Annotated in this window: 24 protein-coding genes; 13 read left to right on the top strand and 11 right to left on the bottom strand. The window is 68.0% G+C overall.

Going from position 1 to position 25,490, the window contains the following annotated elements; genetic code table 11:
- Window positions 1-133 precede the first annotated feature (133 nt).
- From leuC to ACGFNJ_RS29025, 3 genes are all read left to right on the top strand, one after another.
- Window positions 134-1,555 (top strand): 3-isopropylmalate dehydratase large subunit, encoded by a 1,422-nt coding sequence (gene leuC / locus ACGFNJ_RS29035; RefSeq protein WP_393454915.1) that lies wholly within the window; start codon window positions 134-136, stop codon window positions 1,553-1,555.
- Window positions 1,556-1,590: 35 nt separating this feature from the next.
- Window positions 1,591-2,190, top strand: a complete 600-nt coding sequence (gene leuD, locus ACGFNJ_RS29030) for a 3-isopropylmalate dehydratase small subunit (RefSeq protein ID WP_393454912.1) — start codon at window positions 1,591-1,593, stop codon at window positions 2,188-2,190.
- 165 nt (window positions 2,191-2,355) lie between these two features.
- Window positions 2,356-3,015, top strand: a complete 660-nt coding sequence (locus ACGFNJ_RS29025) for an HU family DNA-binding protein (RefSeq protein ID WP_069163850.1) — start codon at window positions 2,356-2,358, stop codon at window positions 3,013-3,015.
- Between the two features lie 239 nt (window positions 3,016-3,254).
- On the opposite strand, the gene ACGFNJ_RS29020 is transcribed toward ACGFNJ_RS29025, so the two are convergent.
- The 3 genes from ACGFNJ_RS29020 to cofC all read right to left on the bottom strand — a co-directional run bounded on the left by ACGFNJ_RS29020 (window position 3,255) and on the right by cofC (window position 7,143).
- Window positions 3,255-4,163, bottom strand: a complete 909-nt coding sequence (locus ACGFNJ_RS29020) for an NUDIX domain-containing protein (RefSeq protein ID WP_393454908.1) — start codon at window positions 4,161-4,163, stop codon at window positions 3,255-3,257.
- A 50-nt stretch (window positions 4,164-4,213) separates the two neighbouring features.
- Entirely contained in the window at window positions 4,214-6,388 is a 2,175-nt protein-coding gene (locus ACGFNJ_RS29015; RefSeq protein WP_393454905.1) for an RNA degradosome polyphosphate kinase, read from the bottom strand.
- A 71-nt stretch (window positions 6,389-6,459) separates the two neighbouring features.
- On the bottom strand, window positions 6,460-7,143 hold the full coding sequence (gene cofC, locus ACGFNJ_RS29010) for a 2-phospho-L-lactate guanylyltransferase (RefSeq protein ID WP_393454902.1): 684 nt from the start codon (window positions 7,141-7,143) through the stop codon (window positions 6,460-6,462).
- A gap of 31 nt (window positions 7,144-7,174) precedes the next feature.
- Between cofC and ACGFNJ_RS29005 the strand changes: the two genes are divergently transcribed.
- Together ACGFNJ_RS29005 and ACGFNJ_RS29000 are read left to right on the top strand one after the other, a co-directional pair.
- Window positions 7,175-8,170, top strand: coding sequence for an NAD(P)H-dependent glycerol-3-phosphate dehydrogenase (locus ACGFNJ_RS29005; RefSeq protein WP_393454899.1), 996 nt, complete (start codon window positions 7,175-7,177; stop codon window positions 8,168-8,170).
- A gap of 67 nt (window positions 8,171-8,237) precedes the next feature.
- Window positions 8,238-9,341, top strand: a complete 1,104-nt coding sequence (locus ACGFNJ_RS29000) for a D-alanine--D-alanine ligase family protein (protein ID WP_393454896.1) — start codon at window positions 8,238-8,240, stop codon at window positions 9,339-9,341.
- A 15-nt stretch (window positions 9,342-9,356) separates the two neighbouring features.
- Here the strand turns inward: ACGFNJ_RS29000 and ACGFNJ_RS28995 are convergent, their stop codons facing one another.
- Window positions 9,357-10,076, bottom strand: a complete 720-nt coding sequence (locus ACGFNJ_RS28995) for a DUF3515 domain-containing protein (protein WP_393454893.1) — start codon at window positions 10,074-10,076, stop codon at window positions 9,357-9,359.
- Window positions 10,077-10,334: 258 nt separating this feature from the next.
- Between ACGFNJ_RS28995 and ACGFNJ_RS28990 the strand changes: the two genes are divergently transcribed.
- From ACGFNJ_RS28990 to ACGFNJ_RS28975, 4 genes are read left to right on the top strand one after another with little or no spacing between them, the layout of a single operon-like run.
- Window positions 10,335-11,315 (top strand): thiamine-phosphate kinase, encoded by a 981-nt coding sequence (locus ACGFNJ_RS28990; protein WP_393455391.1) that lies wholly within the window; start codon window positions 10,335-10,337, stop codon window positions 11,313-11,315.
- An 11-nt stretch (window positions 11,316-11,326) separates the two neighbouring features.
- The gene (locus tag ACGFNJ_RS28985) at window positions 11,327-12,010 is read left to right on the top strand and encodes a uracil-DNA glycosylase (protein ID WP_393454890.1); all 684 of its coding nucleotides are present in this window, start codon (window positions 11,327-11,329) and stop codon (window positions 12,008-12,010) included.
- 52 nt (window positions 12,011-12,062) lie between these two features.
- On the top strand, window positions 12,063-12,335 hold the full coding sequence (locus ACGFNJ_RS28980) for a hypothetical protein (protein WP_393454887.1): 273 nt from the start codon (window positions 12,063-12,065) through the stop codon (window positions 12,333-12,335).
- A gap of 54 nt (window positions 12,336-12,389) precedes the next feature.
- On the top strand, window positions 12,390-13,253 hold the full coding sequence (locus ACGFNJ_RS28975; protein WP_393454884.1) for an alpha/beta fold hydrolase: 864 nt from the start codon (window positions 12,390-12,392) through the stop codon (window positions 13,251-13,253).
- A gap of 20 nt (window positions 13,254-13,273) precedes the next feature.
- Here ACGFNJ_RS28975 and ACGFNJ_RS28970 read toward each other — a convergent pair whose 3' ends face one another.
- From ACGFNJ_RS28970 to rpmB, 3 genes are all read right to left on the bottom strand, one after another.
- Entirely contained in the window at window positions 13,274-14,053 is a 780-nt protein-coding gene (locus ACGFNJ_RS28970; RefSeq protein ID WP_393454881.1) for an enoyl-CoA hydratase-related protein, read from the bottom strand.
- Between the two features lie 39 nt (window positions 14,054-14,092).
- A complete protein-coding gene (locus ACGFNJ_RS28965; protein WP_393454878.1) occupies window positions 14,093-14,590 on the bottom strand; it encodes a GNAT family N-acetyltransferase in 498 nt (165 codons plus the stop codon).
- Window positions 14,591-14,679: 89 nt separating this feature from the next.
- Window positions 14,680-14,871, bottom strand: a complete 192-nt coding sequence (gene rpmB, locus ACGFNJ_RS28960; RefSeq protein ID WP_011210730.1) for a 50S ribosomal protein L28 — start codon at window positions 14,869-14,871, stop codon at window positions 14,680-14,682.
- Between the two features lie 292 nt (window positions 14,872-15,163).
- Here rpmB and ACGFNJ_RS28955 point away from each other — a divergent pair, with 292 nt between their 5' ends.
- The gene (locus ACGFNJ_RS28955; protein WP_393455388.1) at window positions 15,164-16,810 is read left to right on the top strand and encodes a DAK2 domain-containing protein; all 1,647 of its coding nucleotides are present in this window, start codon (window positions 15,164-15,166) and stop codon (window positions 16,808-16,810) included.
- Window positions 16,811-19,099 carry an ATP-dependent DNA helicase RecG gene (recG, locus tag ACGFNJ_RS28950; RefSeq protein ID WP_393454875.1) on the top strand — a complete coding sequence of 763 codons (2,289 nt, stop codon included), beginning with the start codon at window positions 16,811-16,813 and terminating at the stop codon, window positions 19,097-19,099. It begins immediately after the preceding gene.
- A gap of 16 nt (window positions 19,100-19,115) precedes the next feature.
- Here recG and ACGFNJ_RS28945 read toward each other — a convergent pair whose 3' ends face one another.
- Together ACGFNJ_RS28945 and ACGFNJ_RS28940 are read right to left on the bottom strand one after the other, a co-directional pair.
- A complete protein-coding gene (locus ACGFNJ_RS28945) occupies window positions 19,116-19,505 on the bottom strand; it encodes a nuclear transport factor 2 family protein (RefSeq protein WP_393454872.1) in 390 nt (129 codons plus the stop codon).
- 96 nt (window positions 19,506-19,601) lie between these two features.
- A complete protein-coding gene (locus ACGFNJ_RS28940; RefSeq protein ID WP_393454869.1) occupies window positions 19,602-21,068 on the bottom strand; it encodes an MFS transporter in 1,467 nt (488 codons plus the stop codon).
- 168 nt (window positions 21,069-21,236) lie between these two features.
- Between ACGFNJ_RS28940 and sigJ the strand changes: the two genes are divergently transcribed.
- Window positions 21,237-22,157, top strand: coding sequence for an RNA polymerase sigma factor SigJ (gene sigJ / locus ACGFNJ_RS28935; RefSeq protein ID WP_393454866.1), 921 nt, complete (start codon window positions 21,237-21,239; stop codon window positions 22,155-22,157).
- A 27-nt stretch (window positions 22,158-22,184) separates the two neighbouring features.
- Here the strand turns inward: sigJ and ACGFNJ_RS28930 are convergent, their stop codons facing one another.
- Window positions 22,185-23,612 carry a short-chain fatty acyl-CoA regulator family protein gene (locus ACGFNJ_RS28930; RefSeq protein WP_393454863.1) on the bottom strand — a complete coding sequence of 476 codons (1,428 nt, stop codon included), beginning with the start codon at window positions 23,610-23,612 and terminating at the stop codon, window positions 22,185-22,187.
- Window positions 23,613-23,762: 150 nt separating this feature from the next.
- Here ACGFNJ_RS28930 and prpD point away from each other — a divergent pair, with 150 nt between their 5' ends.
- The gene (gene prpD, locus ACGFNJ_RS28925; protein WP_393454860.1) at window positions 23,763-25,286 is read left to right on the top strand and encodes a 2-methylcitrate dehydratase PrpD; all 1,524 of its coding nucleotides are present in this window, start codon (window positions 23,763-23,765) and stop codon (window positions 25,284-25,286) included.
- Between the two features lie 8 nt (window positions 25,287-25,294).
- Here the strand turns inward: prpD and ACGFNJ_RS28920 are convergent, their stop codons facing one another.
- Window positions 25,295-25,474, bottom strand: coding sequence for a DUF1737 domain-containing protein (locus tag ACGFNJ_RS28920; RefSeq protein WP_393454857.1), 180 nt, complete (start codon window positions 25,472-25,474; stop codon window positions 25,295-25,297).
- Window positions 25,475-25,490: the final 16 nt, after the last annotated feature.

Below are 25,490 nucleotides of genomic sequence, written 5' to 3'. Positions count from 1 at the left end.
GGAATCCACACGGAACCGCCGACGCGGGTGCTCCGCTCGGACATCTGATCTCGCCTATCCGAAAAACGTGTGCAGCCGCCGCCGTCCTCAGCCCGGAACGCGGAGGCGGATGCTTGTCGAAAGGTGATCGAAAATGGCACAGCCACGCACCATGGCCGAAAAGGTGTGGGAGCAGCATGTCGTCGCCCATGGCGCGGGGGAGGGTGAAGCGCGCGAACCCGACCTGATCTACATCGACCTGCACCTGGTGCACGAGGTGACCAGCCCGCAGGCCTTCGACGGCCTCCGCGCCGCGGGCAGGCCGGTGCGGCGCCCCGATCTGACCATCGCGACCGAGGACCACAATGTCCCGACCGTCGATATCGATAAACCCATTGCGGATCCGATTTCGCGCACGCAGGTGGAAACTCTGCGCCGCAACTGTGCGGAATTCGGCGTTCGGCTGCATCCGATGGGCGATCTGGATCAGGGCATCGTGCACGTGGTCGGCCCGCAACTCGGCCTGACCCAGCCGGGCATGACGGTGGTCTGCGGTGACAGCCACACCTCGACGCACGGCGCGTTCGGCGCGCTGGCGATGGGCATCGGCACTTCCGAGGTGGAGCACGTGCTCGCCACCCAGACGCTCTCGCTGCGCCCGTTCAAGACGATGGCGATCACGGTGGACGGCACGCTGGCGCCCGGCGTCACGAGCAAAGACCTGATTCTGGCCGTCATCGCGAAGATCGGCACCGGCGGCGGTCAGGGTTATGTGCTCGAGTACCGCGGCGAGGCGATCAGGGCCATGTCGATGGAGGCCCGAATGACCATCTGCAACATGTCCATCGAAGCGGGCGCCAGAGCGGGCATGATCGCTCCGGACGAAACAACCTATGAATTCCTCGCCGGCCGCCCGCACGCCCCGCAGGGGGACGACTGGACGGCAGCAATCGCCTCTTGGGAAGCACTCAAGACCGACGAGGGTGCGCGGTTCGACGCCGAGGTGCACATCGACGCGCACGAGCTGACCCCGTTCGTCACCTGGGGCACCAACCCGGGACAGGGCGCGCCCCTTGGCGAATCGGTGCCCGACCCCGCCCAGATCGCCGACGAGACGGCGCGCGAGTCCGCGGAGAAAGCGCTGCGGTACATGGATTTGACCCCGGGAACGCCGCTGCGCGAGGTGGCGGTCGACACGGTATTCGTCGGATCGTGCACCAACGGACGCATCGAGGATTTGCGTGCTGTGGCTGGGATTTTAAAGGGACGCCGTGTCGCAGACGGCGTGCGAATGTTGGTTGTACCGGGATCGATGCGGGTTCGCGCACAGGCCGAATTAGAAGGACTCGGTGAGATTTTCGCCGCAGCGGGCGCCGAATGGCGGCAGGCGGGCTGCTCAATGTGCCTGGGAATGAATCCGGATCAGCTCGAGCCCGGCCAGCGCTGCGCGTCGACGTCGAACCGCAACTTCGAGGGCCGACAGGGCAAAGGTGGCCGTACGCACCTGGTTTCCCCGCTCGTAGCGGCCGCGACGGCGGTCCGTGGAACCCTGTCCTCGCCTGCGGATCTGGACTGACCGGACGCGATACCTCTACCGACTCAGGAGAATCAATGGAAGCCTTCACCGTGCACAAGGGGATCGGCGTGCCGTTCCGTCGTTCCAATGTGGATACTGACCAGATCATCCCGGCCGTGTACCTGAAGCGGGTGACCCGCACGGGATTCGAGGACGGACTGTTCGCAGCATGGCGCACTGATCCCGACTTCATTCTCAACGTCGAGCCCTACAAGCGGGGCAGTGTGCTGGTGGCCGGGCCGGATTTCGGCACGGGTTCGTCGCGCGAACATGCCGTCTGGGCGCTGTCTGACTACGGGTTTCGGGTCGTGATCTCGTCGCGGTTCGCCGACATCTTCCGTGGCAATGCCGGTAAGGGCGGCCTGCTGGCGGCCCAGATGTCACAGAACGATGTCGAAATGCTCTGGAAGTTGCTCGAGGAACAGCCCGGTCTCGAATTGGTTGTGGACCTGGAGGACCGCACGGTGACCGCTGGAACCGCCGTGTTGCCGTTCGATATTGATGACTACACGCGGTGGCGTCTGCTCGAAGGATTGGACGACATCGGGCTCACGCTGCGCCGCAGCGACACGATCGCCGAGTTCGAAAACACAAGGCCAGCATGGAAACCCACTACCCTCCCAGCACATATTTAGAGGCACTAAACACCCCTGGGTGTTAGCTGGATGAACGGGGGGCCGGTAGCTGGACGTGTGCTAAACCACATGAATTTTGGCGTGGCACATAGACTCTTGCCCATTGTGGGTTTACCGTGGTACCTAGTCGGTCCGACGACGGGCCATTAGTCTGCGGAGGATTCAATGAACAAGGCGGAACTGATCGACGTTCTGACCGAAAAGTTGGGTACAGACAGGCGCACGGCCACCGCGGCAGTCGAGCATGTGGTCGACACCATCGTGCGCGCGGTGCACAAGGGTCAGAGCGTCACAATCACCGGATTCGGTGTGTTCGAACAGCGTAAGCGTGCGGCGCGAGTCGCGCGGAACCCGCGCACCGGCGAAACCGTCAAGGTGAAGCCGACTTCGGTGCCTGCGTTCCGTCCGGGCGCGCAGTTCAAGGCCGTGATCGCGGGCAAGCAGAAGCTTGCCGCAAGCGGTCCCGCCGTTAAGCGCGGCGTGAATGCGCCGGTGGCAGCCAAGAAGGCCGCCGCCAAGAAGACGGCGGCGAAGAAGACCGCCGCCAAGAAGGCGACTGCCACCAAGGGCCCCGCCAAGACCACGGCAAAGAAGGCCGCCAAGAAGGCGCCCGCAAAGACGGCCGCTCGCAAGACGACTGCGACCAAGGCCGCCGCCAAGAAGACGGTCGCCAAGAAGACCGCCGTGAAGAAGACGGTCGCCAAGAAGGCTCCCGCCAAGAAGACGGCTGCCAAGAAGGTCACGGCCGCCAAGAAGACGGTCGCCAAGAAGGCTCCGGCCAAGAAGTCGGCCGCCAAGAAGGCGCCGGCTCGCGGTCGCCGCTAGTACTGCGCCAGTACGGTATTGGCGCCGGGTGGCAGCCGGGAGGCTGAATCACCCGCTATACCGATCGAAACGGCCCCGGAAGCTCGCTTCCGGGGCCGTTTCGGCTGTCGGGGCCCGTCTTTCAGCCTGCGCGGGCCGGTCAGGCTCATGTTTCCGGGCGATTTCGGCCGTGGAGGGCCCAATCGGCCGTTGCGGGCCATGTTTCCGCGCAAGGGCGTTACGGCGGCGTCTGGGGACGCTCAGGACGGTACGACGTCCGCCGAGAGCGACCGGTCCAGATGGTCGGCGGCGACGAGCTTGCGATCCGCGAACGACAGTACCCACACACTGCCTTTGCGGTTGCGCGCCGACGGCAACGTGATGCCGTCGCGAGTGGCCCACCACTGCAACAGATCCGGAATCACCTTGCCCTGACTGCACACAACGGGCACTCCGGTATCCGGCATCAGCTCGAGCATCCGCTGCCGCGCCTCGTCCTGCGCTGCGGCATAACCGATTTCGGACAGCGTCGGCTCTAGGACGATCGCACTGTCCAGCTTCTCGGCAAGCGGCGTCACCGTCTGCACGCAGCGCACCGGGTCGGCGGAATGGATCCGGGATGCCCCGAACGCCAACAGATTCGGGACAAGGGCCCGCGCCTGCGCCTGACCGTTGCGGTCCAGCGGACGCAGCGGGTCCGGCCCGGAGAAGCGGTCGCGCCGACCAGCTTTCGCGTGCCGCACCAGCAGCAGCGTGCGGGTGTCCGCGGGCAGCCGGGTGAACGCGCGCACCACCTGCCGATCCATCGGATAGGACAACTGGTCCATCACCCGATCCAGCGGATACCACTGCAGCACGTCCACTTCGGCGTTGGCGGTGAATTCCCCGCCCACCGCCTCGGCCGACCAGTAGTCGACCCGCTTCAGCTTGCGGTGCCCCGGAACGGGATACGTGACCTTCCCGAGGTAGCGTCCGAGCCTGCAGTCGAGCCCGGTTTCCTCGCGGACCTCGCGGACCGCGGCGAGCACCGGCGTCTCACCGGGATCGAGCTTGCCCTTGGGCAGCGACCAATCCTGATATTTGGGGCGGTGGACGACGGCGATCTCGAGCGCGCCGCGCGGTCGGCGCCGCCACAGCACCGCACCCGCGGCGTGAATGTTGGCAGTCACTCGGGGATCCCAGAAAGGTCCCCCTTCCAGTTCGTACCCCGTGGTGCCGCTCACTGTTGATCTGGCCTCCGCAGCCGCATCAGGAACTCTTGGTGGTCACGTACTTTGACAGCTTCGTCGCCGGTGGGCTCCGGCCACGCCAGCCAGTTTCCATCCGATTGGAGTACCCAGCAACGGGTGTTGGGATCCAACGCGGAGTCGAAGACCGACCCGAGCTGTTCGGTGAGGCGCGGATCCTTCACCTGCGCCATGACTTCCACGCGCCGGTCGAGGTTGCGGTGCATCATGTCCGCACTGCCGATCCAGTACTGGTCCTGGGCCTGGAAGTGCAGGACGCGGGAGTGCTCGAGGAAGCGGCCGAGGATCGAACGGACCTCGATGTTCTCGCTCATGCCTGGCACGCCGGGGCGCAGCCCGCAGATGCCGCGCACCACGATCTGCACCGGGACGCCCGCCTGCGAGGCCCGGTACAGCGCGTCGATGATCTCCTCGTCGACGATCGCGTTGGCCTTCAGCCGGATTCGGGCGTCCTTGCCCTGCCTGGCCAGTTCGGTCTCCTGCTGGATCCGCTCGATGATCCCGGCGCGCACGCCGTGCGGCGCGACAAGCAGGTTGCGGTAGTTCTCTTTTCGCGAGTAACCGGTCAGCGAATTGAACAAATCGGTCAGATCGGCACCGATTTCCGGTGCGGCGGTGAGCAATCCGACGTCCTCGTAGAGCCGCGCGGTCTTCGGGTTGTAGTTGCCGGTGCCGATGTGGCAGTAGCGGCGGATGGTCGCGCCCTCGCGCCGGACCACCAGACAGGTCTTGCAGTGGGTCTTGAGGCCGATGAGGCCGTAGACCACGTGCACGCCTGCTTGTTCCAGTGCGCGTGCCCATTTGATGTTGGCCTGCTCGTCGAACCGCGCCTTGATCTCGACCAGCGCGACCACCTGCTTGCCCGCCTCGGCGGCGTCGATGAGCGCGTTGACGATCGGGGAGTCACCGGAGGTGCGGTAGAGGGTCTGCTTGATCGCGAGCACCTGCGGGTCCGCGGCGGCCTGTTCGATGAACCGCTGCACGCTGGTGGAGAACGAGTCGTACGGGTGGTGCACGAGGACGTCGCCCTCGCGCAGCGCCGCGAACACGTTGCGCGGCGTCTCCCGCTCGCCGAACGCGGCAGGCGTGGCAGGCACGTACGGGGTGTCCTTGAGGTTGGGCCGGTCGACCGCGTACACCTGCCATAGGCAGGACAGGTCGAGCAGTCCCGGCACCTGGATGACGTCGCCGGGGTCGACATCGAGTTCACGCAACAGCAATTCGAGCATGTGCTCGGTCATGTCGTCGGAGACCTCTAGTCGCACCGGCGATCCGAAGCGTCGGCGCGCGAGTTCGCGCTCCAGCGCCTGGAGTAGGTCCTCGTCGCGGTCCTCGTCGACCTCGAAGTCGGCGTTGCGGGTGATCCGGAACGAGTGCTGCTCAACCACTTCCATGCCGGGGAACAGCAGATCGAGGTGCGCCGCGATGAGCTCCTCCATCGGAAGGAACGCGCGGATGGGCGAATTCGCGTCGGCACGGCGCACCCGGACGAACCGCTCGACGTTGTCCGGCACCTTGACGCGCGCGAAGTGCTCGCCGCCGGTGGACGAATCCTTCACCGTCACCGCGAGGTTGAGGCTCAGGCCGCTGATGTAGGGAAAGGGGTGCGCCGGGTCCACCGCCAACGGGGTGAGCACCGGGAAGACCTGGTCCTGGAAGTAGCCGGAGAGGCGCTGCCGCTCGTCGTCGTTCAGGTCGGTCCAGTCGATGATCGCGATGCCCTCGTCCGTGAGCGCGGGCAGCACCTCGTCGAGGAAGACCCTGGCGTGGCGTTCAGCGATCTCCTGGGTACGGGCGGTGATCAACTCCAGCTGTTCGCCGGGCGAGCGGCCGTCCGCCGAGCGCACGAGCAGTCCGGTCTCGGCCCTGCGTTTGAGGCCTGCGACCCGCACCATGTAGAACTCGTCGAGGTTCGACGCGAAGATGGCCAGGAATTTGGCACGCTCCAGCAACGGCAGCGAGGCGTCCTCGGCCAGGGCGAGGACCCGGGCATTGAAATCGAGCCAGCTCAACTCGCGATTGAGGTAGCGATCACGTGGCAACTGCTCTGCCGCCAGCTCGGTCGACACGGGTGTCGCCGCGGGTGGAGGCGTGGGCAGCAACTGCTGTTGCTTGACGGTTTCCGTATCGCTCACGCCAACGATCATCCCCTACGCGGCTCGTTGTGTGCAGGTCGACACCGCGATTGACGTCAGCGTCACCTCACCGTGGCGACCTTCTAGCACACCCGCCGAACGTGGTGGTGAACACGATCGTGCCACCCGATGTCGTGCAGCGCCGCACAGGTTGCCTCGCCCGCGCCGAGCTCGATAGCCAGGTCGAGGTCGTCCGCCGTGTCGACATCCAGGCGCAACCCCGGCCAGTCGCCGTGCAGAGCGACCGCGCCCGCAGCGATGTGCTTACCCGCTGAACCGGGTCCGAACCGAGGCTCGAGTGCCGCGACCGGGTCGCGGACAAGTAGCGCCGACGTGCCGGTGCCTGCGTGATCGACGACGACCGAACGCACACCGCGCGGCGCCACGGTCAGCACGTCGTTCAGTTCCTCCGGTCGCAGTGCGGGCAGATCGGCTTGCAGCGCGAGCAGATCGACCGGCCCGTGCCGGTCCCGCAACGCCCTGGCGGCGTCGGCCAGCGCGCTGTTCAAGCCGTCGAGTCCGGACTTGCGCGGCTCGGGATGCACGGCGGCGCCCACCGAGCGAGCCAGGTCGGCGACGGCCGGATCCGGGGTCACCACGGTGACCGAGCGGATCCCGGGAACGGCCGTCGTAGCGGTCACGGTGTCAGCGAGCATGGCGAGGACCAGTCGCGCCCGATGTTCCGGGCGCAACCGGTCGGCCAGTCGACTCTTGGCCTGATCGAGGCTCTTGACCGCGATCACGGCATGCACGGCGTGCGGGCGCATGGGCCCAATCCTTCCATGGCATATTGGGCAGATGACGAGGGCGGCAGTGATGGGCGCGGGATCGTGGGGGACCGCGTTCGCGAAGGTGTTGGCGGACGCGGGAACCGAGGTCACGATCTGGGCGCGGCGACCCGAGGTCGCGGAGGTGCTGAACACCGAACATCGCAATCCGTCGTACCTCACCGATATTCAGCTGCCGCCGATCGCGGCCACCCACGATCCCGCGGTCGCACTGGACGGCGCGGACATCGTCGTGCTCGCGGTGCCGTCCCAGTCGCTGCGGCCGAATCTTGGCGCGTGGAAAGGACTGATCGGGCCGGACGCGTCGTTGTTGAGCTTGGCCAAGGGCATCGAGACCGGGACGTTGTTGCGGGTGAGTGAGGTGGTCGGCGAGGTCACCGGTGTCGACGCGGGCCGCATCGCGGTGTTGTCCGGACCGAATCTGGCCAGGGAGATCGCCGTCTGCCAGCCCGCGGCCACCGTCATCGCCTGCAGCGACGCCGACCGCGCCGTCGCGCTCCAACAAGCCTGTGCCACCGGCTATTTCCGGCCGTACACCAACACCGACGTGATCGGCTGCGAGATCGGCGGCGCCAGCAAGAACGTCATCGCGCTGGCCTGCGGCATCGCGTCCGGAATGGGCTTGGGGGACAACACTATCGCCAGCATCATCACGCGCGGCCTCGCCGAGATCATCCGGCTCGGCGTGGTTCTCGGCGCCGAGCCCGCGACGCTGGCCGGGCTGGCCGGTGTCGGCGACCTGGTCGCGACCTGTACTTCGCCCCTGTCGCGCAACCGGTCGTTCGGGCACGCGCTCGGTGCGGGCGGGTCGATGGAATCGGCGCAGGAGGCGACCAACGGGCAGGTCGCCGAAGGCGTGAAGTCGTGTACGTCGATTCGCGCGCTCGCGGTCAAGCACGAGGTGGACATGCCGCTCACCACCGCCGTGCATCAGGTCTGCCACGAGGGCCTTTCGGTGCTCGAGGCCATCGCCAACCTGCTCGGCAGGCGCATCAAGCCCGAGTAGTGGCGGTCGTGCCGACCCGAATGGGTGGCGATGCGAGTCCCGCGCCGCGCCGGGTACGGTTCCGGGCATGACGAACCGGATCCGGGTGGCTGTGGTCTTCGGCGGGCGGAGCAATGAGCACGCCGTGTCCTGCGTGTCGGCCGGCAGCGTGCTGCGCAATCTGGATCCGGAACGCTACGACGTGGTGCCGATCGGCATCAGCACCGAAGGCACCTGGGTGCTCGCCGACGCGGAGATCGCCGCCCTCGGATTCCAGGACCTGGCGCTGCCGTCGGTCGACGGCACCGGCACCGCGCTGACGATCACCGCCGGTGCGCAGAGCTCGGGCGCGCTGATCGCGCTCGACGATCCCACGGCCGCGCTCGGTTCCGTCGATGTGGTGTTCCCGATCCTGCACGGACCGTTCGGCGAGGACGGCACCCTGCAGGGTCTGCTCGAACTCGCCGGTGTGCCCTATGTCGGGCCTGGCGTGCTGGCCAGTGCGGCGGGCATGGACAAGGAATTCACCAAGAAACTCCTTGCCGCCGAAGGCTTGCCGATCGGCAACCAGGTGGTGCTGCGTCCGGGAACCGCGACGGTGCGCGAAGAAGATCGGGAGCGGCTCGGCCTGCCCGCGTTCGTGAAGCCCGCCCGCGGCGGCTCATCGATCGGCATCACGAAGATCACCGAGTGGCGCGCGCTCGACGCGGCCATCGCCGCGGCACGGGCGCACGACCCGAAGGTGATCGTCGAGGCGGGCATCGTCGGCCGTGAAGTCGAGTGCGGCGTACTGGAATTCCCGGACGGCCGGGTGGAAGCCAGTGTGGTGGCCGAGATCCGGATGCCCGACGAAGACACCGCGGCCGCGGCCCCCGAGTTCTACGACTTCGAAACCAAATACCTCGATGACGTCTGCGAATTCGACATTCCGGCCAAGCTGGACGACGAAATGTCCGACAGCGTCCGGGAACTCGCGGTGCGGGCGTTCCGCGCGCTGGACTGCCAGGGCCTGGCGCGCGTCGACTTCTTCATCACCGCCGACGGTCCGGTGATCAACGAGATCAACACCATGCCCGGCTTCACGCCCATCTCGATGTACCCGAAGATGTGGGAAGCCACCGGCATCGACTACCGGGCGCTGATCTCCACCCTGATCGAGACGGCCCTCGCCCGCGGCACCGGACTGCGCTAGACCAGCGGGTCCGACTCAGTTGGGCAGCGGTCCCGGGTCGATCGGTGTGGCAGGGAGATTTGCCGTGATGGCGTCGGAGATGCCCTGCAGTGGCGTCGGACCGGAGCCGTCTGGAACGGTCAGGGCGATATAGGTTTCGCGATCGACGGCGAACCAGGTGCTTGCCTTGGCGGCTTGGTCGCGGGCTTCGAACCACTGGACGCCGTTCACGATCTGCAGTGCCGACGCACGGTTGAACTCCAGCGGGCGATCCAGGCCGCAGCGCAACACGATCGGATCGCCGCCGTCCTCGCGCTGCCACGCCCAGGTGGCGGGCGGGGACGGTTCCACCAGCGTGGACTTGCTGAACTCGCCCAACGTGACTGGCAGTTGCGGAAGCAACGTGGTGCAGGCGGTCCCGGTCGCGGCGGGCGCGGCCACCGGGCCGAGCACCAGCGGTTCGCGCTCGACCGGCGCGTTGCGGGCGACGACCGCGGCGACCAGGACACCGACGACGAGCATGACCGGCAAAGCCACTGCGGTGGCGATCAGCGCGGGCGAATACTGGCGCGTGCTCTCGGCAGTCGAGGTGTCCTCCGCCGTACCCTCGTCCGCCGCAGCCTCGTCTGTCTCCGCCGCATCCGCCGCGGTCTCGGTCGCGGACTCCGCGGCATCCTCGTGCGTGGTCGCTTCCTCGGCAGCGTCCTTCGATGCCTCGTCCTTCGACGAATCGCGATCCGACGTTGCCGCCGCCATGCGCACCGATCCTTCCTTTCGCGGTGACCGCGCCGGTCGGCGGGCCGCAACTTTGCGGCGATGCCGTGACCGGCCCGGTAGTACTCGATTGCCCTGGAAAGGGTACCTTCGGGTCGATTCCAGCAAGCAGCGCGCCTGAAAGGACCGGTCCGTGAGCGAGCGCAGCGAGTGAACCATGGGCACGGCCGAGCACTTGCTCGCGACGGAGCTGAGCGCCAGCGAGGCGCAGTCGTGAGCAAGGGCACGAGGCCGAGGACGGTGCGTGAACTGGGGGAGTTCGCGCTCATCGAGCGGATCAACAAGGGCCGCGTCCAGGCGCCCGGAGTTCTGCTCGGCCCTGGCGACGACGCCGCGCTGGTCGCCGCGCCCGACGGTCGCTTCGTCGTCACCACCGACATGCTGGTGCAGGACCGGCACTTCCGGCTCGACTGGTCGAGCGCCGAGGACATCGGGCGCAAGGCCATCGCCCAGAACGCCGCCGACGTGGTCGCCATGGGCGCCGTGCCGAGCGCGTTCGTGGTGGCACTCGGCTGCCCGGCCGACACACCGCTGGAGCTGATCGACGGTCTCGCCGACGGAATGTGGGCCGAGGCGGCGCGCGCAGGCGCGTCCATCGCGGGCGGTGACCTGGTGCGCAGCCGTGACCTCGTCCTCTCGGTCACGGCGTTCGGCGACCTGCGCGGCCGTGCTCCCCGCACGAGAGCCGGTGCGCGGGTGGGGGACACGATCGCCGTCGCGGGCCGCCTCGGCTGGTCGGCCGCTGGTCTCGCGGTGCTCACTGCGGGCGCCGAGGCTGCCGCCTTCGCCGAAGTGCTTGCCGCCCATCGCGTCCCGCAACCGCCCTATACATCGGTGTTGGACGCGCTGCAGCTGCCCGGTGCCGACGACCTGCACGCGTTGACCGATGTCTCCGACGGGCTGCTCGCCGACCTCGGGCATATGGCCGAATCATCCGGTGTCGCTATGGATCTGGACGCCGCCGCGGTCGCCGACCCGGCCCTCGACCCGATCGCGGCCCTGCTGGATGCCGATGCGGCGCAATGGATTCTGACCGGCGGTGAGGACCATGCGTTCGCGGCGACCTGGGCGGCAGGCGCCGCGCTGCCCACCGGCTGGCGGGCGATCGGCCGAGTCTGCGCCGGTCACGGCGTTACGGTCGGCGGCGTGCCGTGGTCGGGCAGCGCGGGTTGGGAATCATTCGGTGGGGTGGACTCGGCAGTAGCGGACGAACCACGCTAAGTTGTGCGGTCATGGGCGCGAAACCACTGTCGGAAATCATGGATCCGGGATGGGCGGAGGCACTCGAGTCGGTGGCCGATCGAATTTCGGCTATGGGCGAGTTCTTGCGCGAAGAGAATGCCGCGGGCCGCGGTTATCTACCGGCCGGTGACAACGTGTTACGCGCCTTCCAGCGTCCTTTCTCCGACGTGCGGGTGCTGGTTGTCGGCCAGGATCCGTACCCGACGCCCGGTCACGCGATGGGCCTGAGTTTCTCTGTCGCACCGGATGTTTCGCCGGTCCCGCGCAGCCTGGCGAACATTTTCGCCGAGTACGCCAAGGATCTCGGCCACCCGACGCCGTCGTGCGGCGACCTGAGTCCGTGGTCGGACCAGGGCGTGCTGATGCTGAACAGGGTGCTGACGGTCACGCCGGGAGCGCCTGCCTCGCATCGCGGCAAGGGCTGGGAAGCGGTGACCGAGCAGGCGATTCGCGCCTTGGTCGCGCGGGACGAGCCGCTGGTCGCGATTCTCTGGGGCCGGGACGCGGCGACATTGAAGCCCACCTTGGTCCAGGCCGAGGTGCCTTATATCGAGTCCGCGCATCCGTCGCCGCTGTCGGCGTCGCGCGGCTTTTTCGGTTCCCGACCGTTCTCTCGCGTGAACGAACTACTGGACGAACTGGGTGCCGAACCCGTTGACTGGCGTCTGCCCTGAGCGGGCGTCTGTGTGTGATCTACCGAGATTGAACCGAGTGAGGAGCTTTTCCATGCCAAAGTCCATCGTTCGCGGCGCACTGCGCGGCACCACCGCCACCTTGGCCTTCTGTGCTGCCCTCGCGGGCGGCGCCGCCACCGCGAGCGCACAGGGGCTGCCGCTCGAGCACGCCACGGACACCACCTCGGCGCCCGCGGACACGTCGACGCAGATCGGTGAGGAGTTCACCTCGAACGGTTCGTCCACGATCTCCGCGTCGGTCAACGCCAAGGTCGCCTGCCTGCTCCAGCGCACCCTCAGCGCGTCCGGCAAGTGGGACTGCTGACATATCCGTTCTCGGGGGTCGAAACTAGAACAAGTTCTATGCGATCCTCGGTTGATGAGTAATGCGAACAATCTGCTGGAGCCGACTCCGCTACTACTGCGCGGCTCCGGAGGGATCGAACTGGTCGCCGACCAGTTCGGCCCGGTCGACGGCCCGCTCGTGGTGTTCCTGCACGGCGGCGGGCAGACCAGGCATTCGTGGAAACAGACGGGCGGCAAACTGGCCGCATCCGGCATGCGGGTGGTCACCCTCGACGCCCGCGGGCACGGCGACAGCCAGTGGGCCGACGACGGCGACTACCGGCGCGACACCATGGTGCGCGACCTGCTGCTCGTGCTCGAGCAGCTCGGCGCCCCCGCGGTCGTGGTCGGGGCGAGCATGGGCGGCATCACCGCTCTGCTCGCCACCGCCGTCCCCGGCGGCGCGCAGATCAGCGCGCTGGTGCTCGTCGACATCGTGACCAGGCCGGAAAAGGCCGGCGTCGAACGGGTCATCGACTTTCTCGGCAAGCACCGCGACGGATTCGACAGCCTGGATCAGGTCGCCGACGCGGTCGCCGAATATATGCCGCACCGGCCGCGGCCGAAGAACACCGACGGCCTGCTGCGCAACCTGCGCGAGCGGGACGGCCGCTGGTACTGGCATTGGGATCCGGACATGCTGGCAGGCCGCGTCGAGGATCCGTCGGACATGATCGTGCAGATGGAAGCCGCCGCGCGTGCACTGACGATGCCGGTGTTGCTGGTGCGCGGCATGCAGTCCGACGTGGTGAGTTCCGAAGGGGCCGCGGCATTTCAGGAGCTGGTGCCGCACGCGCAGCTGGTCGAGATCGGCGGAGCCGCGCACACCGCGGCGGGCGACGACAACGACTCCTTCACCGACGCGGTCGCGAAGTTCGTGCTGCAGACGACTCCGTAAAGCACGGAGTCGTTCGGCAATTACGTGTAGTTCGGCTTCCGCTTCTCGACGAACGCGTCGACACCCTCACGCCCGGTCGCGCCGTTCGCCGCGGCGGCGATCGCCTCGCGTTCGCGATCGAGTTGATCGCTCAACGCCGACGAAGTGGACTGCGCCAGCAGTGTTTTGATGCTCGCGTAGGTGGAACGTGGTCCGGCAGCGAGTGTTCGGGCCAGGTTCAGCGCCTCGGCCTGCACCTCGTCGTCGGCGACGAGACGGCTGAGGATGCCGAGCCGCACCGCCTCGTCGGCGTCGAGAACCGCGTCGGTGAGCAGGATCTCGCGCGCCCGGCCGAGGCCGACGATGCGCGGCAGCGTCCACGACATGCCGCCGTCCGGGCTCAGGCCGATGCCGGGGTAGGCAGGGCGCAACTTGGTGCTCGGCCCGCCGAGCGCGATATCGGCGGCACACACCAGGCTCATGCCCGCGCCTGCGGCCCAGCCGTGCACGCCGATCACCACCGGAACCGTGGTGGCGTCGATGGCGCGCACGAAGTGGTGCAGATCCGTTGCCAGGCTGTAGATGTGGGCGGCCCGATCCGAGGCCGCCGCGAAACCGCGCACATTGCCGCCCGCGCAGAAGTTCGCGCCGGTGCCCGTCAGCAGCACCGCGCCGACCTCGGAGCCGAGCGAGCGCAGCGCGGCCGTGCCTGCGACGATTCCGGCGAAGTCCATCGAGGTGCCGTTCGCGGCGGTGGCGATGGTGATCTGCAGAACGCCGTCGACGGTGGTCACGTACCCGGCTTGCTCGGTAGAGGTCATGGCCAGCACCTTACTTGGCGCGGGTGTACGGCTCGGACCTCACCGAAGGACGCCGGGTTCGCGCACCATGCGAACCTGGAAGGCCGGGGTGAACGCCTCCACCTTGCGGGCACCGTCCAGTTCGAAACCGTGTTTGCGGTAGAAGGATTGGGCACGCGGGTTCTCTTCGAACACCCACAGCGAGCAGCCGACCTGCGGGTCGAGGGCGGCGTTCAAGAGATCGTGCGCGACGCCGGTGCCGTACCACTTGGACCGGACGTACATCGCGTTCAGCTCCATCGGCGGGACCGGTGGGATATCGCGAGTGGCGCTCGCCGTGGCGAAGCCGATCAGCTGATCGCCGACGACAGCCACCCATGTGGTCCCCGGGTGCCTCCGCAGTTGGCGCTCCCACTGCTCGGCCCGCCGATCGACGTCGAAGGCGTCGAGGAGATGGGCGGGCACCAGGCCGCGGTAGGCCTCACGCCAGCAGGCGATATGGCATTCCGCGGCGCGGTAGGTGTGCTCGGTGGCAAGCGGGGTGATACGCCAGTTCATTGCCCCGCCCATGAGAACAGATGACTACGCCCCGGACAACCCGTGAGGGTGCCGGGGCGTGCGTCGGTCTCGAGTAGTCCGAGGCTGAATCAGCCGCGGACGACCTTGCCTGCCTTCAGGCAGGAGGTGCACACGTTCATGCGACGGGTGTTACCCGGCGCAACCTGGGCGCGAACGGTCTGGATGTTCGGGTTCCAGCGACGGTTGGTGCGCCGGTGCGAGTGCGAGACCGACTTCCCGAAGCCGGGGCCCTTGGCGCAGACGTCGCAGACGGCAGCCATAGTCGCGAACTCCTTCATGTCATGTGGGGACCACCGCCCGCGGGCAGTGTGTCCGGAAACAATTATCGACCTACCCCTGCCGACTTGACGTCGGCCAGCACGAACCGGCAACGGCCGCGCGAGGCAACCCTGCAAGGGTAACGGGACGGGCGGCGATCCACCAAACCGGGTGCTTTCCGACGTTGCCGGAACACTCATCGGGTACCTCATCATATGTCGGTATCGCCCGCTAACCTGGCGGGCGGCGGTGGCGGACGGGAGAGAGGTGACGGTGCCCGGAGTGCGGGATGTGATGGACGGCACGGCATTGCTGCGCTGGGGGCGAACCTGTGTCGACGGTCTGGCAGACCGGCGCGAGGAGATCAACGCACTCAATGTCTTCCCCATCCCCGACGCCGACACCGGAACCAACCTGCTCGCCACCATGCGTGCCGCGGTGGCCGCCGTCGACCGGCAGGCGAGCACCGCCTCGGCCGCGTTGTCCGTGCACGAGGTTGCCGCCGCGATGGCGACCGGCGCGACGATCGGTGCCCGCGGTAACTCCGGAATCATCCTTTCGCAGGTGCTGCGCGGCATCGCGGAGGCGGTTCGGCACGGACCGTTGACCGCGGCCACGCTGCGTACCGCCCTGCGCCGCGCCTCGGCCCTGGTGCGGGAGGCGTTGAGCGTGCCGATCGAGGGCACCATCCTCACCGTCCTCGACTGTGCCGCGGCCAGCGCGGCCGCCTGTCCGGACGATTCACTCGCCGACGTGGCCCTGGCTGCGGCCGACGGCGCGGCCAAGGCGCTCGGCGACACACCATCGCAGCTCGGCGTGCTGCGCGAGGCCGGCGTCGTCGACGCGGGCGCGCGGGGACTCGTGGTGTTGCTGGACAGCCTGGTCTCGATCACCCTCGGCGAGGTCCCCGCCCGTCCCGAGTACACCCCGCGCGAACCGGTCACCGTGCGCGTCGCCGAGCCGACTGTCAGCGAAACAGACACGGCAACACCGCAATACGAGGTGATGTACCTCTTGACCGACACCGGCTCGGAGCAGCTGGCGCAGCTGCGCGCCAGACTCACCGAGCTGGGTGATTCGGTGGTGATCGTCGGCGACGGCGCACATTCCTGGTCCGCCCACGTGCACTGCGCGGACGCGGGAGCGGCCGTGGAAGCGGGCATCGCCGCAGGCACCCTCAGTGGCATCCGCATCGAGAGCTTCGCCGGGCCCCACGCCGAGACGCCGTCCGGCCATCTCGTCACCCCCGCGACCCTCGACACCGAAAAGGCACCCGCCGGTCCCGCCGATCGCGGCATCCTCGCGGTCGCCGCCGGCGCGGGCGCAGGCGCGTTGTTCGAGGACGCGGGGGCGGTAGTACTCGGCGCGGACGGCGCGGTCTCGGCGGCCGCGTTGCTCGCCGCGATCCGGGCGATGCCGAATCGCGAGGTCCTGGTGCTGCCCAACGGCGCATTGCCCGCGCACGACCTGGTCGCGGTCGGCGTCGCCGCCCGCGACGCGCATCGCGATGTGCTGCTGCTGCCGAGCGCGTCCATGGTGCAGGGGCTCGCGGCGCTGGCCGTGCACGATCGCGGCCGGATCGCCGTCGACGACGCGTTCGCCATGTCGGAGGCGGCAGCGACGACTCGGTGGGGATCGCTGCGGGCCGCGCCGGAGCGCGCGCTCACCATGGTCGGCACCTGCGCCGCGGGCGACGGCCTCGGACTGGTCGGCCACGACGTGGTGGTGATCGACCACGACGTGCGCGCGGCGGGCCTGACCCTGCTCGATCGAATGCTGTCTTTTGGTGGCGAGCTGGTCACTTTGCTCATGGGCGCGGCGGCGCCGGACGGGCTCGCCGAGGAGCTCGCCGCGCACATCGGCGAAAGTTTCCCCGGCGTCGAGGTCACCGTGTATTCCGGTGGGCAGCACGGGGATCTGGTGCAGATCGGAGTGGAGTAGATGGCGACACTGAGCGATCGGCTCGACCACATTCTCGGCGTGAAGGCGGCGGGTTCCCTGGTCGATGCCTTCGACATGCACACGGTGGAGGACCTGCTCCGGCACTACCCGCTGCGCTACGCCACCCAAGGCCAGCCGCTCACCGAGGAAGCTCCCGAAGAGGGCGCGCACATCACCGTGATCGGCCGCATCACCAAGGCCGAGCTGCGCCCGATGCGCAACCGCCGCGGTTCACTGCTGAAGGTGGTGCTGGACACCGGATCCGGCACCGGTCGCGGTGTCGACGTCACGTTCTTCAACGGTGACAAGGTGAAATACGTTGTCCGCGAGGGGCTGCGGGCGATGATGTCGGGAACGGTCACCTACTGGCGGCCCGGCCAATGGAACCTGAGCCACCCCGGCTATCTGATCCTGCCCGAAGCCGAGGACGACGACGCCTCGGTCGGCTCGCTCACCACTGTGCGCGGCGGCGGTGACCTGCGCGGCCTGGCGCAGAGCGCGAAAGGCGCAGGGGGAGTGGACACCTCGTTCATGGAGCGGGAGTTCATCCCGGTGTATCCGGCCACCGCGAAGGTGCAGAGCTGGGACGTGCTCGCCTGTGTGCGGCAGGTGCTCGACCAACTGGACCCGATCGACGATCCGCTGCCGGAGGAGCTCAGGGCCGAACGTGCGCTGCTGAACGTCTCCGACGCGTTACGCCTGATCCACCTGCCGGAGCGCAAGTCCGACATCGACCAGGCCAGGGAGCGTTTGCGTTTCGACGAGGCGCTGGCGCTGCAGCTGGTGCTCGCCGACCGTCGCCACGAGGTGTCCGGCCGCGCCGCGCGGCCCTGCCCGCCGCGCACCGACGGCATCGCCGCCGAATTCGACACGCGCCTGCCGTTCGAGCTCACCGAGGGCCAGCAGCAGGTGATCTCGGAGATCTCCGCCGACCTGTCGCGCAGTCATCCGATGCACCGGCTGCTGCAGGGCGAGGTCGGCTCGGGCAAGACGATCGTTGCCCTGCATGCGATGCTGCAGATCGTCGACGCTGGCCAGCAGTGCGCGCTGCTCGCACCGACGGAAGTTCTTGCCGCCCAGCACTATCGGTCGCTGCGCGGCATGCTCGGCGACCTCGGCAGCGGCGGTGAGCTCGGTGCCGCCGAGCATGCGACCAAGCTGGTGCTGGTCACCGGGTCGATGTCGGCGGCAACCAAGAAGGCCGCGCTGCTGGATGCGATGACCGGCGAGGCGGGCATCGTGATCGGCACGCACGCGCTGATCCAGGACAACGTCGAGTTCTTCGACCTCGGCATGGTGGTGGTCGACGAGCAGCACCGCTTCGGTGTCGAACAGCGGGATGCGTTGCGCGCCAAGGCGAAATCCGGCGCAAGCCCGCACCTGCTCGTGATGACCGCCACGCCGATCCCGCGCACCATCGCCATGACCACCCTCGGCGATCTGGAGACCTCCACGCTCACCCAGCTGCCGAGGGGACGGTCGCCGATCACCTCGAAGGTGGTGCCGCGCAGGCAGCATCCGAACTGGGTCGACCGCGCGTGGGAGCGCATCCTGGAGGAGGTCAAGGCCGGTCGGCAGGCCTATGTCGTGTGTTCCCGTATCGGCGACGACGAGGAGGGTTCCGGCAAGTCCCGCAACGGCAAATCGAAGGCCAAGGAGACCGAGAAGGAGGGCCCGACCACCCAGGCGGTGCTCGACGTCTTCGACATGCTGCGCGCGGGCCCGCTGTCGCAGGTGCGGGTCGGCTTGCTGCACGGCAGGCTGCCCGCGGACGAAAAAGACCAGGTGATGCGCGCTTTCAACGACGGATCGGTGGACGTGCTCGTCTGTACCACCGTCGTCGAGGTCGGTGTCGACGTGCCGAACGCGACCGTCATGGTGATCGTCGACGCGGATCGCTTCGGCGTCAGCCAGCTGCATCAGCTGCGCGGCCGGATCGGTCGTGGCAAGGATCCCGGGCTCTGTCTGCTCATCACCGACGCGGCGCCGGGCGGCTCGGCGATGGCGCGGCTGGACGCGGTCGCACGCACCACCGACGGCTTCGAGCTCGCCGTGCTCGACCTGCGCACCCGCCGCGAGGGCGATGTGCTCGGCGCCGCGCAGTCCGGCACCGCGCGTTCGCTGCGCCTGCTCTCGCTGCTCGACGACCTCGAAGTCATCACCGCCGCACAGGAACTCGCCCGCGACGTGGTCGAGTCCGATCCCGGCTTGAAGAGGCATCCCGGCCTGGCTGGGATGATGCACGCCGCGGTGGATGCCGAGCGGCTGGAGTACCTGGCGAAATCGTGATCGCCACTGGGTGCGGCTAGGGTGTCGCGACGGCGGTGATCTGCGAGAGCGCGCACCGCCAGCCCCGCTCGGTCTCGACGAAGACGTCCGTCGTCCATTCGTCGGCATCGAACCGCTTGCCCTGGTAGTGGGCGATATTGGTGACGCGAACGGTGAGCACCGCGACATCCCCGGTGCGCCGGATCCGTGCGTCGCCCACTCGCTGCATCGCCGAATGCGTGAGCGCGCCGGACTCGACGAACGCCAGGAACTCCTTCGCCGTGGTGATGCCGTTCTCCGACACCATGATCCAGTCGTCGGTCAGGTACGCGCCGATCCTGGCCGCGTCATTGGCGACGATCGCCGCCATCCACTCGTCGAGCAGGGCGATGAGCTGATCTGCCAGCAGGCTGTCTGTCATGGTCATGACTGGCACGGTAGCCCCGGCGCCTGCGGTAAGGCTTGGACGAATGGAACACCGAAGCCGGGTATCCGTAGATACCCGGCTCGGTGACGAAAAATCTTATGCCGCAACAATTTCAGCGGATGAAGCGGCGCGCTTCGCGTCCTCGCCGCGCGAATTGGCGGTCCACAGGCCGATCCCGGCGGCGCACACCGTGATGACGCCACCGACCAGCAGCGCGAGCTGAAAACCGGAGTTCATCGCGTCGATCGGCGCGTGACCGGCGGCCAGTCGACTCGTGGTGTGCGAGGTGGCGATCGCGGTCAACACCGCGAGGCCGAGCGCACCACCGATCTGCTGGCCGGTATTGAGCAGCGCCGCAGCGAGTCCCGCTTGCTCGCCGGGCACTCCCGCGTTCGCGGCGGTGGTGTTGGCGACGAACACCACACCCATCCCGATCGACATGAACACCATCGCGGGCAGCAGATCGACCAGGTAGGAGCCATCGGTGGGAATCCGCGAGAGCCAGATGAGCCCGATCCCGGAGACCACCGACCCGCCGACGATCAGCGGCCGAGTCCCGGTCTTGGCGATGAACTTCGACGTCACCCCGGCCACGGCGCCGACGGTCAGGCTGATCGGCAGGTACGCGACACCGGCCTCGAACTCCCCGTACCCGAGCACTTCCTGCATGTAGAGCGTCACGAAGAAGAACATTGCGAGCATGCCCGCCGCTAGAGTCAGATGGGTCAGGTTGGCGGCCGCGAGCCCCTTGATCCGGAAGATCGACAGCGGCACCAACGGATCGCCGGTGCGCTGCTCGTTGAGCACGAAGCCGATCAGAAGTGCCACGGCCACACCGAGTTGCAGGACGGTGCGGGTATCGCCCCACCCGAGTTCCGGTGCCTTCACCAACCCGTAGACCAGCAGCATCAGCCCGCTGGTCGCCAGCGCGGTGCCGAAAACATCGAAGCCGCCGCGTATTTCGTTGCGCCGATCGTCGGGCACCAGCAGCGGCACCGCGATCAGCACCAGCACGCTGACCGGAGTGTTGACGTAGAACACCCAGCGCCATCCCGGCCCCTGAGTAAGCACGCCGCCGAGGAAAACCCCTGCCGCCGAGGCCAACCCGGCCGTGCCACCCCACATGCTCAGCGCGGTGGTGCGATCGGATCCCTCGCGGAAACTGGTGGTGAGAATCGACAGCGCCGCGGGCAGCATCAGCGCGGCGCCGACTCCTTGCGCGAAGCGGGCCCCGATCAGCACGCCGCTGGTCTCGGCGAGACCGCCGGTCGCCGAGGCGATCCCGACCAAGAGCGTGCCGACGATCAACACCCGCCGCCTGCCGAGCAGGTCGGCGAGCCTGCCGCCGAGCAGCATCAGGCCGCCGTAGGTCAGCAGGTAGCCGCTGGTCACCCATTGCAGCGTCGACACCGACAGCCCCAGCTCGTGCTGGATGGTCGGCAATGCGACGTTGACGATGGAGGCGTCGGCGAAGTCGAGGAAGGCGACCAGGCACAGCAGCGCCAGTGTCAGTTTGCCGCGGCGGGTCCTCAGAAACGACGGTGATTCGGTGGGTGCACGCACTGCGATGTCCTCTCTCGGGTGCGGACGAGATGTCATCCGTTGCCCACTGAGACATTCGGCCGCCCTCAGACGTGACATCGGGAGAGCCAGCTCACATTTCCGGCGGACATGTCACGGTTCGCCGCCCGCAACGCTCTCAGAGCAGCAAGATCCGCCGGAGGAGGAGCGATGATCGACAGCGTGGACCACGACGCGACCGAGGTGTTCGCCGACCATCGAGAACTGCTGTTCTCGATCGTCTACAACATGCTCGGCAGCGTCGCCGACACCGAGGACGTGCTGCAGGACACCTGGCTGGCCTGGGCAGCACGCAACCGGACCGGTGGCGCCGAGATCGAGCACCCGCGCGCCTATCTGGTGCGCATCGCGGTCAATCACGCGCTGGCCAGGCGGGCTGCCGTCGCGCGACGACGGGAAACCTATGTCGGCCCTTGGCTGCCCGAGCCGCTGGTCGCCGACGAGCCTGCGGACCGCGACAGCGCGGACGAGCCGTTGCTCCGCGCCGAGGCCGTGTCGATGGCGATGCTGGTCGTGCTGGAAACGCTCTCCCCGCTCGAACGGGCGGTGTTCGTGCTGCACGAGGTGTTCGGCTTCCCGCACCCGGACATCGCCGACATGCTCGGCCGCAGCACCCCGGCCGTCCGGCAACTCGCGCACCGCGCCCGCGAGCACGTCCACGCCCGCAGGCCGCGGCAGCCCGCCGACCCGAGGGTGCAGCGCGCGGTGACCGAGAAGTTCCTGGCCGCCCAGATCGGCGGCGACCTGCCTGGCCTGCTCGCCTTGCTCGCACCCGATGTGACGTTCTGGACCGACGGCGGCGGCAAGCGCCGCGCGGCATTGCGCCCGATCGACGGCCGCGACAAGGTCGCTCGGCTGCTGGCCAGTCAGATCGTGCGAAGTCACGTGCCGGACATGGCGATTCACTACCGCTGGGTGAACGGCGACCCGTCGGCCGTGGTGTTCTCCGGCGCCGCGCCGTTCGCCGTGGTGGTCCTCGACATCGATGCGCGCACCGAGCAGATCATCGGCATCTACGCGGTGGCCAACCCGGACAAACTCGCCCACCTGCCGCCCGCCACCGAGGAATAGGACACTGCGGCAACGGAACCCGTGGGATCAGTCCGGCGAACCGACGCGGGGGTAGGGCAGATCGGTACTGGTGAGCTCGTCGATCGCGAGCGGGCTGCCGATATTGGGGAAGGCGCGCTGCGGGCACGAGGGGCGTTCGCAGACTTTGCATCCCGCACCGATCTGCACCGCCGTTGCAGGGTCGTCGAGTTGCAGGCCGGACGAATACACCAGCCGCTCGGCGTATTCGATGTCGCAGCCGAGGCCGATCGCGAAGTTTTTTGTCGCGGTGCCGAATCCGTGCGGTGCGGTCATCGCGGTGCGCGCGATCCAGAGGTAGCGGCGTCCGTCCGGCATCTCCGCGATCTGGGTGAGAATGCGGCCGGGGTGGGCGAAGGCCTCGTGCACCACCCACAGCGGGCAGCTGCCGCCGACTCTGGAGAAGTGGAAGGCGGTGGCGGACTGGCGTTTCGAGATGTTGCCCGCCCGATCGGTGCGGACGAAGAAGAACGGGACGCCGCGCTGGCTCTGGCGTTGCAGCGTGCTCAGCCGGTGGCAGATGGTTTCGAAGCCGACCTCGAAGCGCAAGCCGAGCAGGTCGATGTCGTAGCGCAGTTCCTCGGCCGAGCGCAGGAATCGCCCGTAGGGCAGCACCAGCGCGCCCGCGAAGTAGTTGGCCAGGCCGATGCGCGCGAGGGTGCGGGATTCGCCGGTGAGCGAAGGGGTTTCGGCGAGGACACCGTCCAGTTCGGTGCTGTACAGCAGGAACGCCAGGGTGGTCGCGATCTGGAAGGCGCGCTGGCCGGGTCGCAGCCGCCGGGCCAGCGTCAACGTCCGGCTGTCCGGGTCGTAGTGCCTCTTCGGAATGGTGGGATCGGCACCATCGCCGCGGACCAGCACGGTCACGCCTGCGCGTTCCTCGGCCACCCTGGCCAGCTGGCGATCCAGCGACCCGATGGTCAGGCCGGACTGCTCGAACAGCTGCTCGGCGGCGATATCGAGCTGCGGGATGTGGTTGTGATGGTCGTAGAAGAAGTCCCGCACATCCTCGTAGGGCATCGGAACGCCGGGCACGCCGGTCGGCGCGGACACCCTGGCCGAGAGCAGATCGAGCTGGTCGGTGGCGGCGCGTAGTCGGCGGTGCATGGCCACGACGATCCTGGCGACCTCGGGCTGCCTGGTCGCCAGCTCCTCCACCTCGGTCAGCGGCGCGGTGTGCCCGCCCGCCGCGTCGATCAGCACCTCGTGCAGATCGGACACGAGGCGGGCGTCCGAGTCGGCGGCGAAGAATTGGACGTCGAGATCGAAGGTGGAGTTGAGTTTCAGCAGCACCGGGATGGTGAGCGGCCGCTGATCGCGTTCGAGTTGGTTGAGATAGCTGGGCGACAGATCCAGCGACTTCGCCAAAGCCGCCTGGGTGAGTCTGCGCTCCTCGCGCAACCGCCGGAGCCGGGCGCCCGCGTACATCTTCCGCACCAGCAAGATGGTAGTCCCAGATCTTCGCAATCATCGCAATATCAGCGGATGTTTTCCACAGAAATATGCCGCTGCGAGGTATTTTGCGCGAGATTTCTGGTGCGTAGCGTGCGAAGGGAGCTACTTTCACCGCTCCGATTTGGAGGATGCATGAAGACACACATCGTACGCGCCCGCTCCGCCGCCGAGGATTTCCCGCGCGCGGAACACCTGGCGACCAAGGTTGCCGAGGTTGCTGCCGACCCGGTCGAGGTCACCGCGGAGGTCGCCGAGATGATCGTCAACCGGATCATCGACAACGCCGCCGTCGCGGCCGCGTCGCTGACCCGCCGACCGGTGACCAGCGCGCGGGCACAGGCGCTCGCGCAACCGTATCGGCCGGGACCGGGACGCTCGGGCGCGACGGTGTTCGGACTGCCCGCACTGCGCTGGGTGTCGCCGGAGTGGGCGGCCTGGGCCAACGGTGTCGCGGTGCGCGAGCTCGACTTTCACGACACGTTCCTGGCCGCGGAGTACTCGCATCCCGGCGACAACATCCCGCCGATCCTCGCCGTCGCGCAGCACCTCGGCCGCAGCGGCGCGGAGCTGATCCGCGGCCTGGCCACCGGATACGAGATCCAGATCGACCTCGTGCGCGGAATCTGCCTGCACGAGCACAAGATCGACCATGTCGCGCACCTCGGTCCGTCCGCCGCCGCGGGCATCGGCACGCTGCTCGGGCTCGACACCGAGACGATCTATCAGGCGGTCGGGCAGGCGCTGCACACCACCACCGCGACCAGGCAGTCGCGCAAGGGGGAGATCTCCAGCTGGAAGGCCTACGCGCCCGCGTTCGCCGGGAAGATGGCGGTCGAGGCGGTGGACCGCGCGATGCGCGGCGAGGGTGCGCCCGCGCCGATCTGGGAGGGCGCCGACGGCGTGATCGCCTGGCTGCTCGGCGGCATCGATGCGGAATACGCTGTGCCACTGCCCGGTCCAGGCGAGGCGAAGCGCGCGATCCTGGACAGTTACACCAAGGAGCATTCCGCCGAGTACCAGAGTCAGGCGCCGATCGACCTGGCTCGCCGGATGCGTTCGGCCATCGGCGATCTCGACCAGATCGCGTCGATCGTGTTGCACACCAGCCATCACACGCACGTGGTGATCGGCACCGGGTCGGGGGACCCGCAGAAGTTCGATCCATACGCCAGCCGCGAAACCCTCGACCACTCGGTGCCTTACATCTTCGCGGTCGCGTTGCAGGACGGAACCTGGCATCACGAGCGGTCTTACGCGCCGGAGCGTGCGCAACGGCCCGACACTGTCGAGCTGTGGCGCAAGATCTCCACCGTCGAGGATCCGGAGTGGACGCGGCGCTACCACGCCACCGACCCGAACGAAAAGGCCTTCGGCGCAAGGGCAGTGGTGACGCTGAAGAGCGGGGAGACCATCGTCGACGAGCTCGCCGTCGCCGACGCGCATCCGCTCGGCGCGCGGCCGTTCGCCCGTGCGCAGTACATCGCCAAGTTCCGCACGCTCGCCGAGGGCGTGCTCGATCCCGCCGAGCAGGATCGGTTCCTCGACGCGGCCCAGCGCACCGCCGAGCTGGCGCCCGGCGAGCTGGATCAGCTCACCTTCACCGTGTCCGACGAGGTGCTGCGCCGCGCGCCCGAGGTGCCTGCGGGGATCTTCTGATGCGGTCGCTACTGAGGCCCCCACACGACCGCTTGGGCCGCAATGACATCGGTGCCGTTGAAGGTGACCGACGGGGAGCCGTGCAGCAGATACCCCTCGTCGAGCAGTGCGCTGATCCGCTCGCAGAAGGCGGCGTCGTCCTTGCCGGTGATCAGCCGGTAGGGCATGGGGCGTGTGTCCTCGGTCATTCCGTCAGCTTAAAAC

This window comes from Nocardia sp. NPDC049149, assembly GCF_043197455.1.
GTDB lineage: Bacteria > Actinomycetota > Actinomycetes > Mycobacteriales > Mycobacteriaceae > Nocardia.
Note: the sequence above shows the minus strand (reverse complement) of the source record. Positions and strands in the feature narration are given on the sequence as shown.

Bases quoted from the DNA above. Each gene is read 5' to 3' on its own strand.
- leuC (WP_393454915.1), top strand. From the start codon at position 134: ATGGCACAGCCACGCACCATGGCCGAAAAGGTGTGGGAGCAGCATGTC.
- leuD (WP_393454912.1), top strand. From the start codon at position 1,591: ATGGAAGCCTTCACCGTGCACAAGGGGATCGGCGTGCCGTTCCGTCGT.
- ACGFNJ_RS29025 (WP_069163850.1), top strand. From the start codon at position 2,356: ATGAACAAGGCGGAACTGATCGACGTTCTGACCGAAAAGTTGGGTACA.
- ACGFNJ_RS29015 (WP_393454905.1), bottom strand. From the start codon at position 6,388: ATGATCGTTGGCGTGAGCGATACGGAAACCGTCAAGCAACAGCAGTTG.
- cofC (WP_393454902.1), bottom strand. From the start codon at position 7,143: ATGCGCCCGCACGCCGTGCATGCCGTGATCGCGGTCAAGAGCCTCGAT.
- ACGFNJ_RS29005 (WP_393454899.1), top strand. From the start codon at position 7,175: ATGACGAGGGCGGCAGTGATGGGCGCGGGATCGTGGGGGACCGCGTTC.
- ACGFNJ_RS29000 (WP_393454896.1), top strand. From the start codon at position 8,238: ATGACGAACCGGATCCGGGTGGCTGTGGTCTTCGGCGGGCGGAGCAAT.
- ACGFNJ_RS28995 (WP_393454893.1), bottom strand. From the start codon at position 10,076: ATGGCGGCGGCAACGTCGGATCGCGATTCGTCGAAGGACGAGGCATCG.
- ACGFNJ_RS28985 (WP_393454890.1), top strand. From the start codon at position 11,327: ATGGGCGCGAAACCACTGTCGGAAATCATGGATCCGGGATGGGCGGAG.
- ACGFNJ_RS28980 (WP_393454887.1), top strand. From the start codon at position 12,063: ATGCCAAAGTCCATCGTTCGCGGCGCACTGCGCGGCACCACCGCCACC.
- ACGFNJ_RS28975 (WP_393454884.1), top strand. From the start codon at position 12,390: ATGAGTAATGCGAACAATCTGCTGGAGCCGACTCCGCTACTACTGCGC.
- ACGFNJ_RS28970 (WP_393454881.1), bottom strand. From the start codon at position 14,053: ATGACCTCTACCGAGCAAGCCGGGTACGTGACCACCGTCGACGGCGTT.
- ACGFNJ_RS28965 (WP_393454878.1), bottom strand. From the start codon at position 14,590: ATGAACTGGCGTATCACCCCGCTTGCCACCGAGCACACCTACCGCGCC.
- rpmB (WP_011210730.1), bottom strand. From the start codon at position 14,871: ATGGCTGCCGTCTGCGACGTCTGCGCCAAGGGCCCCGGCTTCGGGAAG.
- ACGFNJ_RS28955 (WP_393455388.1), top strand. From the start codon at position 15,164: ATGGACGGCACGGCATTGCTGCGCTGGGGGCGAACCTGTGTCGACGGT.
- recG (WP_393454875.1), top strand. From the start codon at position 16,811: ATGGCGACACTGAGCGATCGGCTCGACCACATTCTCGGCGTGAAGGCG.
- ACGFNJ_RS28945 (WP_393454872.1), bottom strand. From the start codon at position 19,505: ATGACCATGACAGACAGCCTGCTGGCAGATCAGCTCATCGCCCTGCTC.
- sigJ (WP_393454866.1), top strand. From the start codon at position 21,237: ATGATCGACAGCGTGGACCACGACGCGACCGAGGTGTTCGCCGACCAT.
- prpD (WP_393454860.1), top strand. From the start codon at position 23,763: ATGAAGACACACATCGTACGCGCCCGCTCCGCCGCCGAGGATTTCCCG.
- ACGFNJ_RS28920 (WP_393454857.1), bottom strand. From the start codon at position 25,474: ATGACCGAGGACACACGCCCCATGCCCTACCGGCTGATCACCGGCAAG.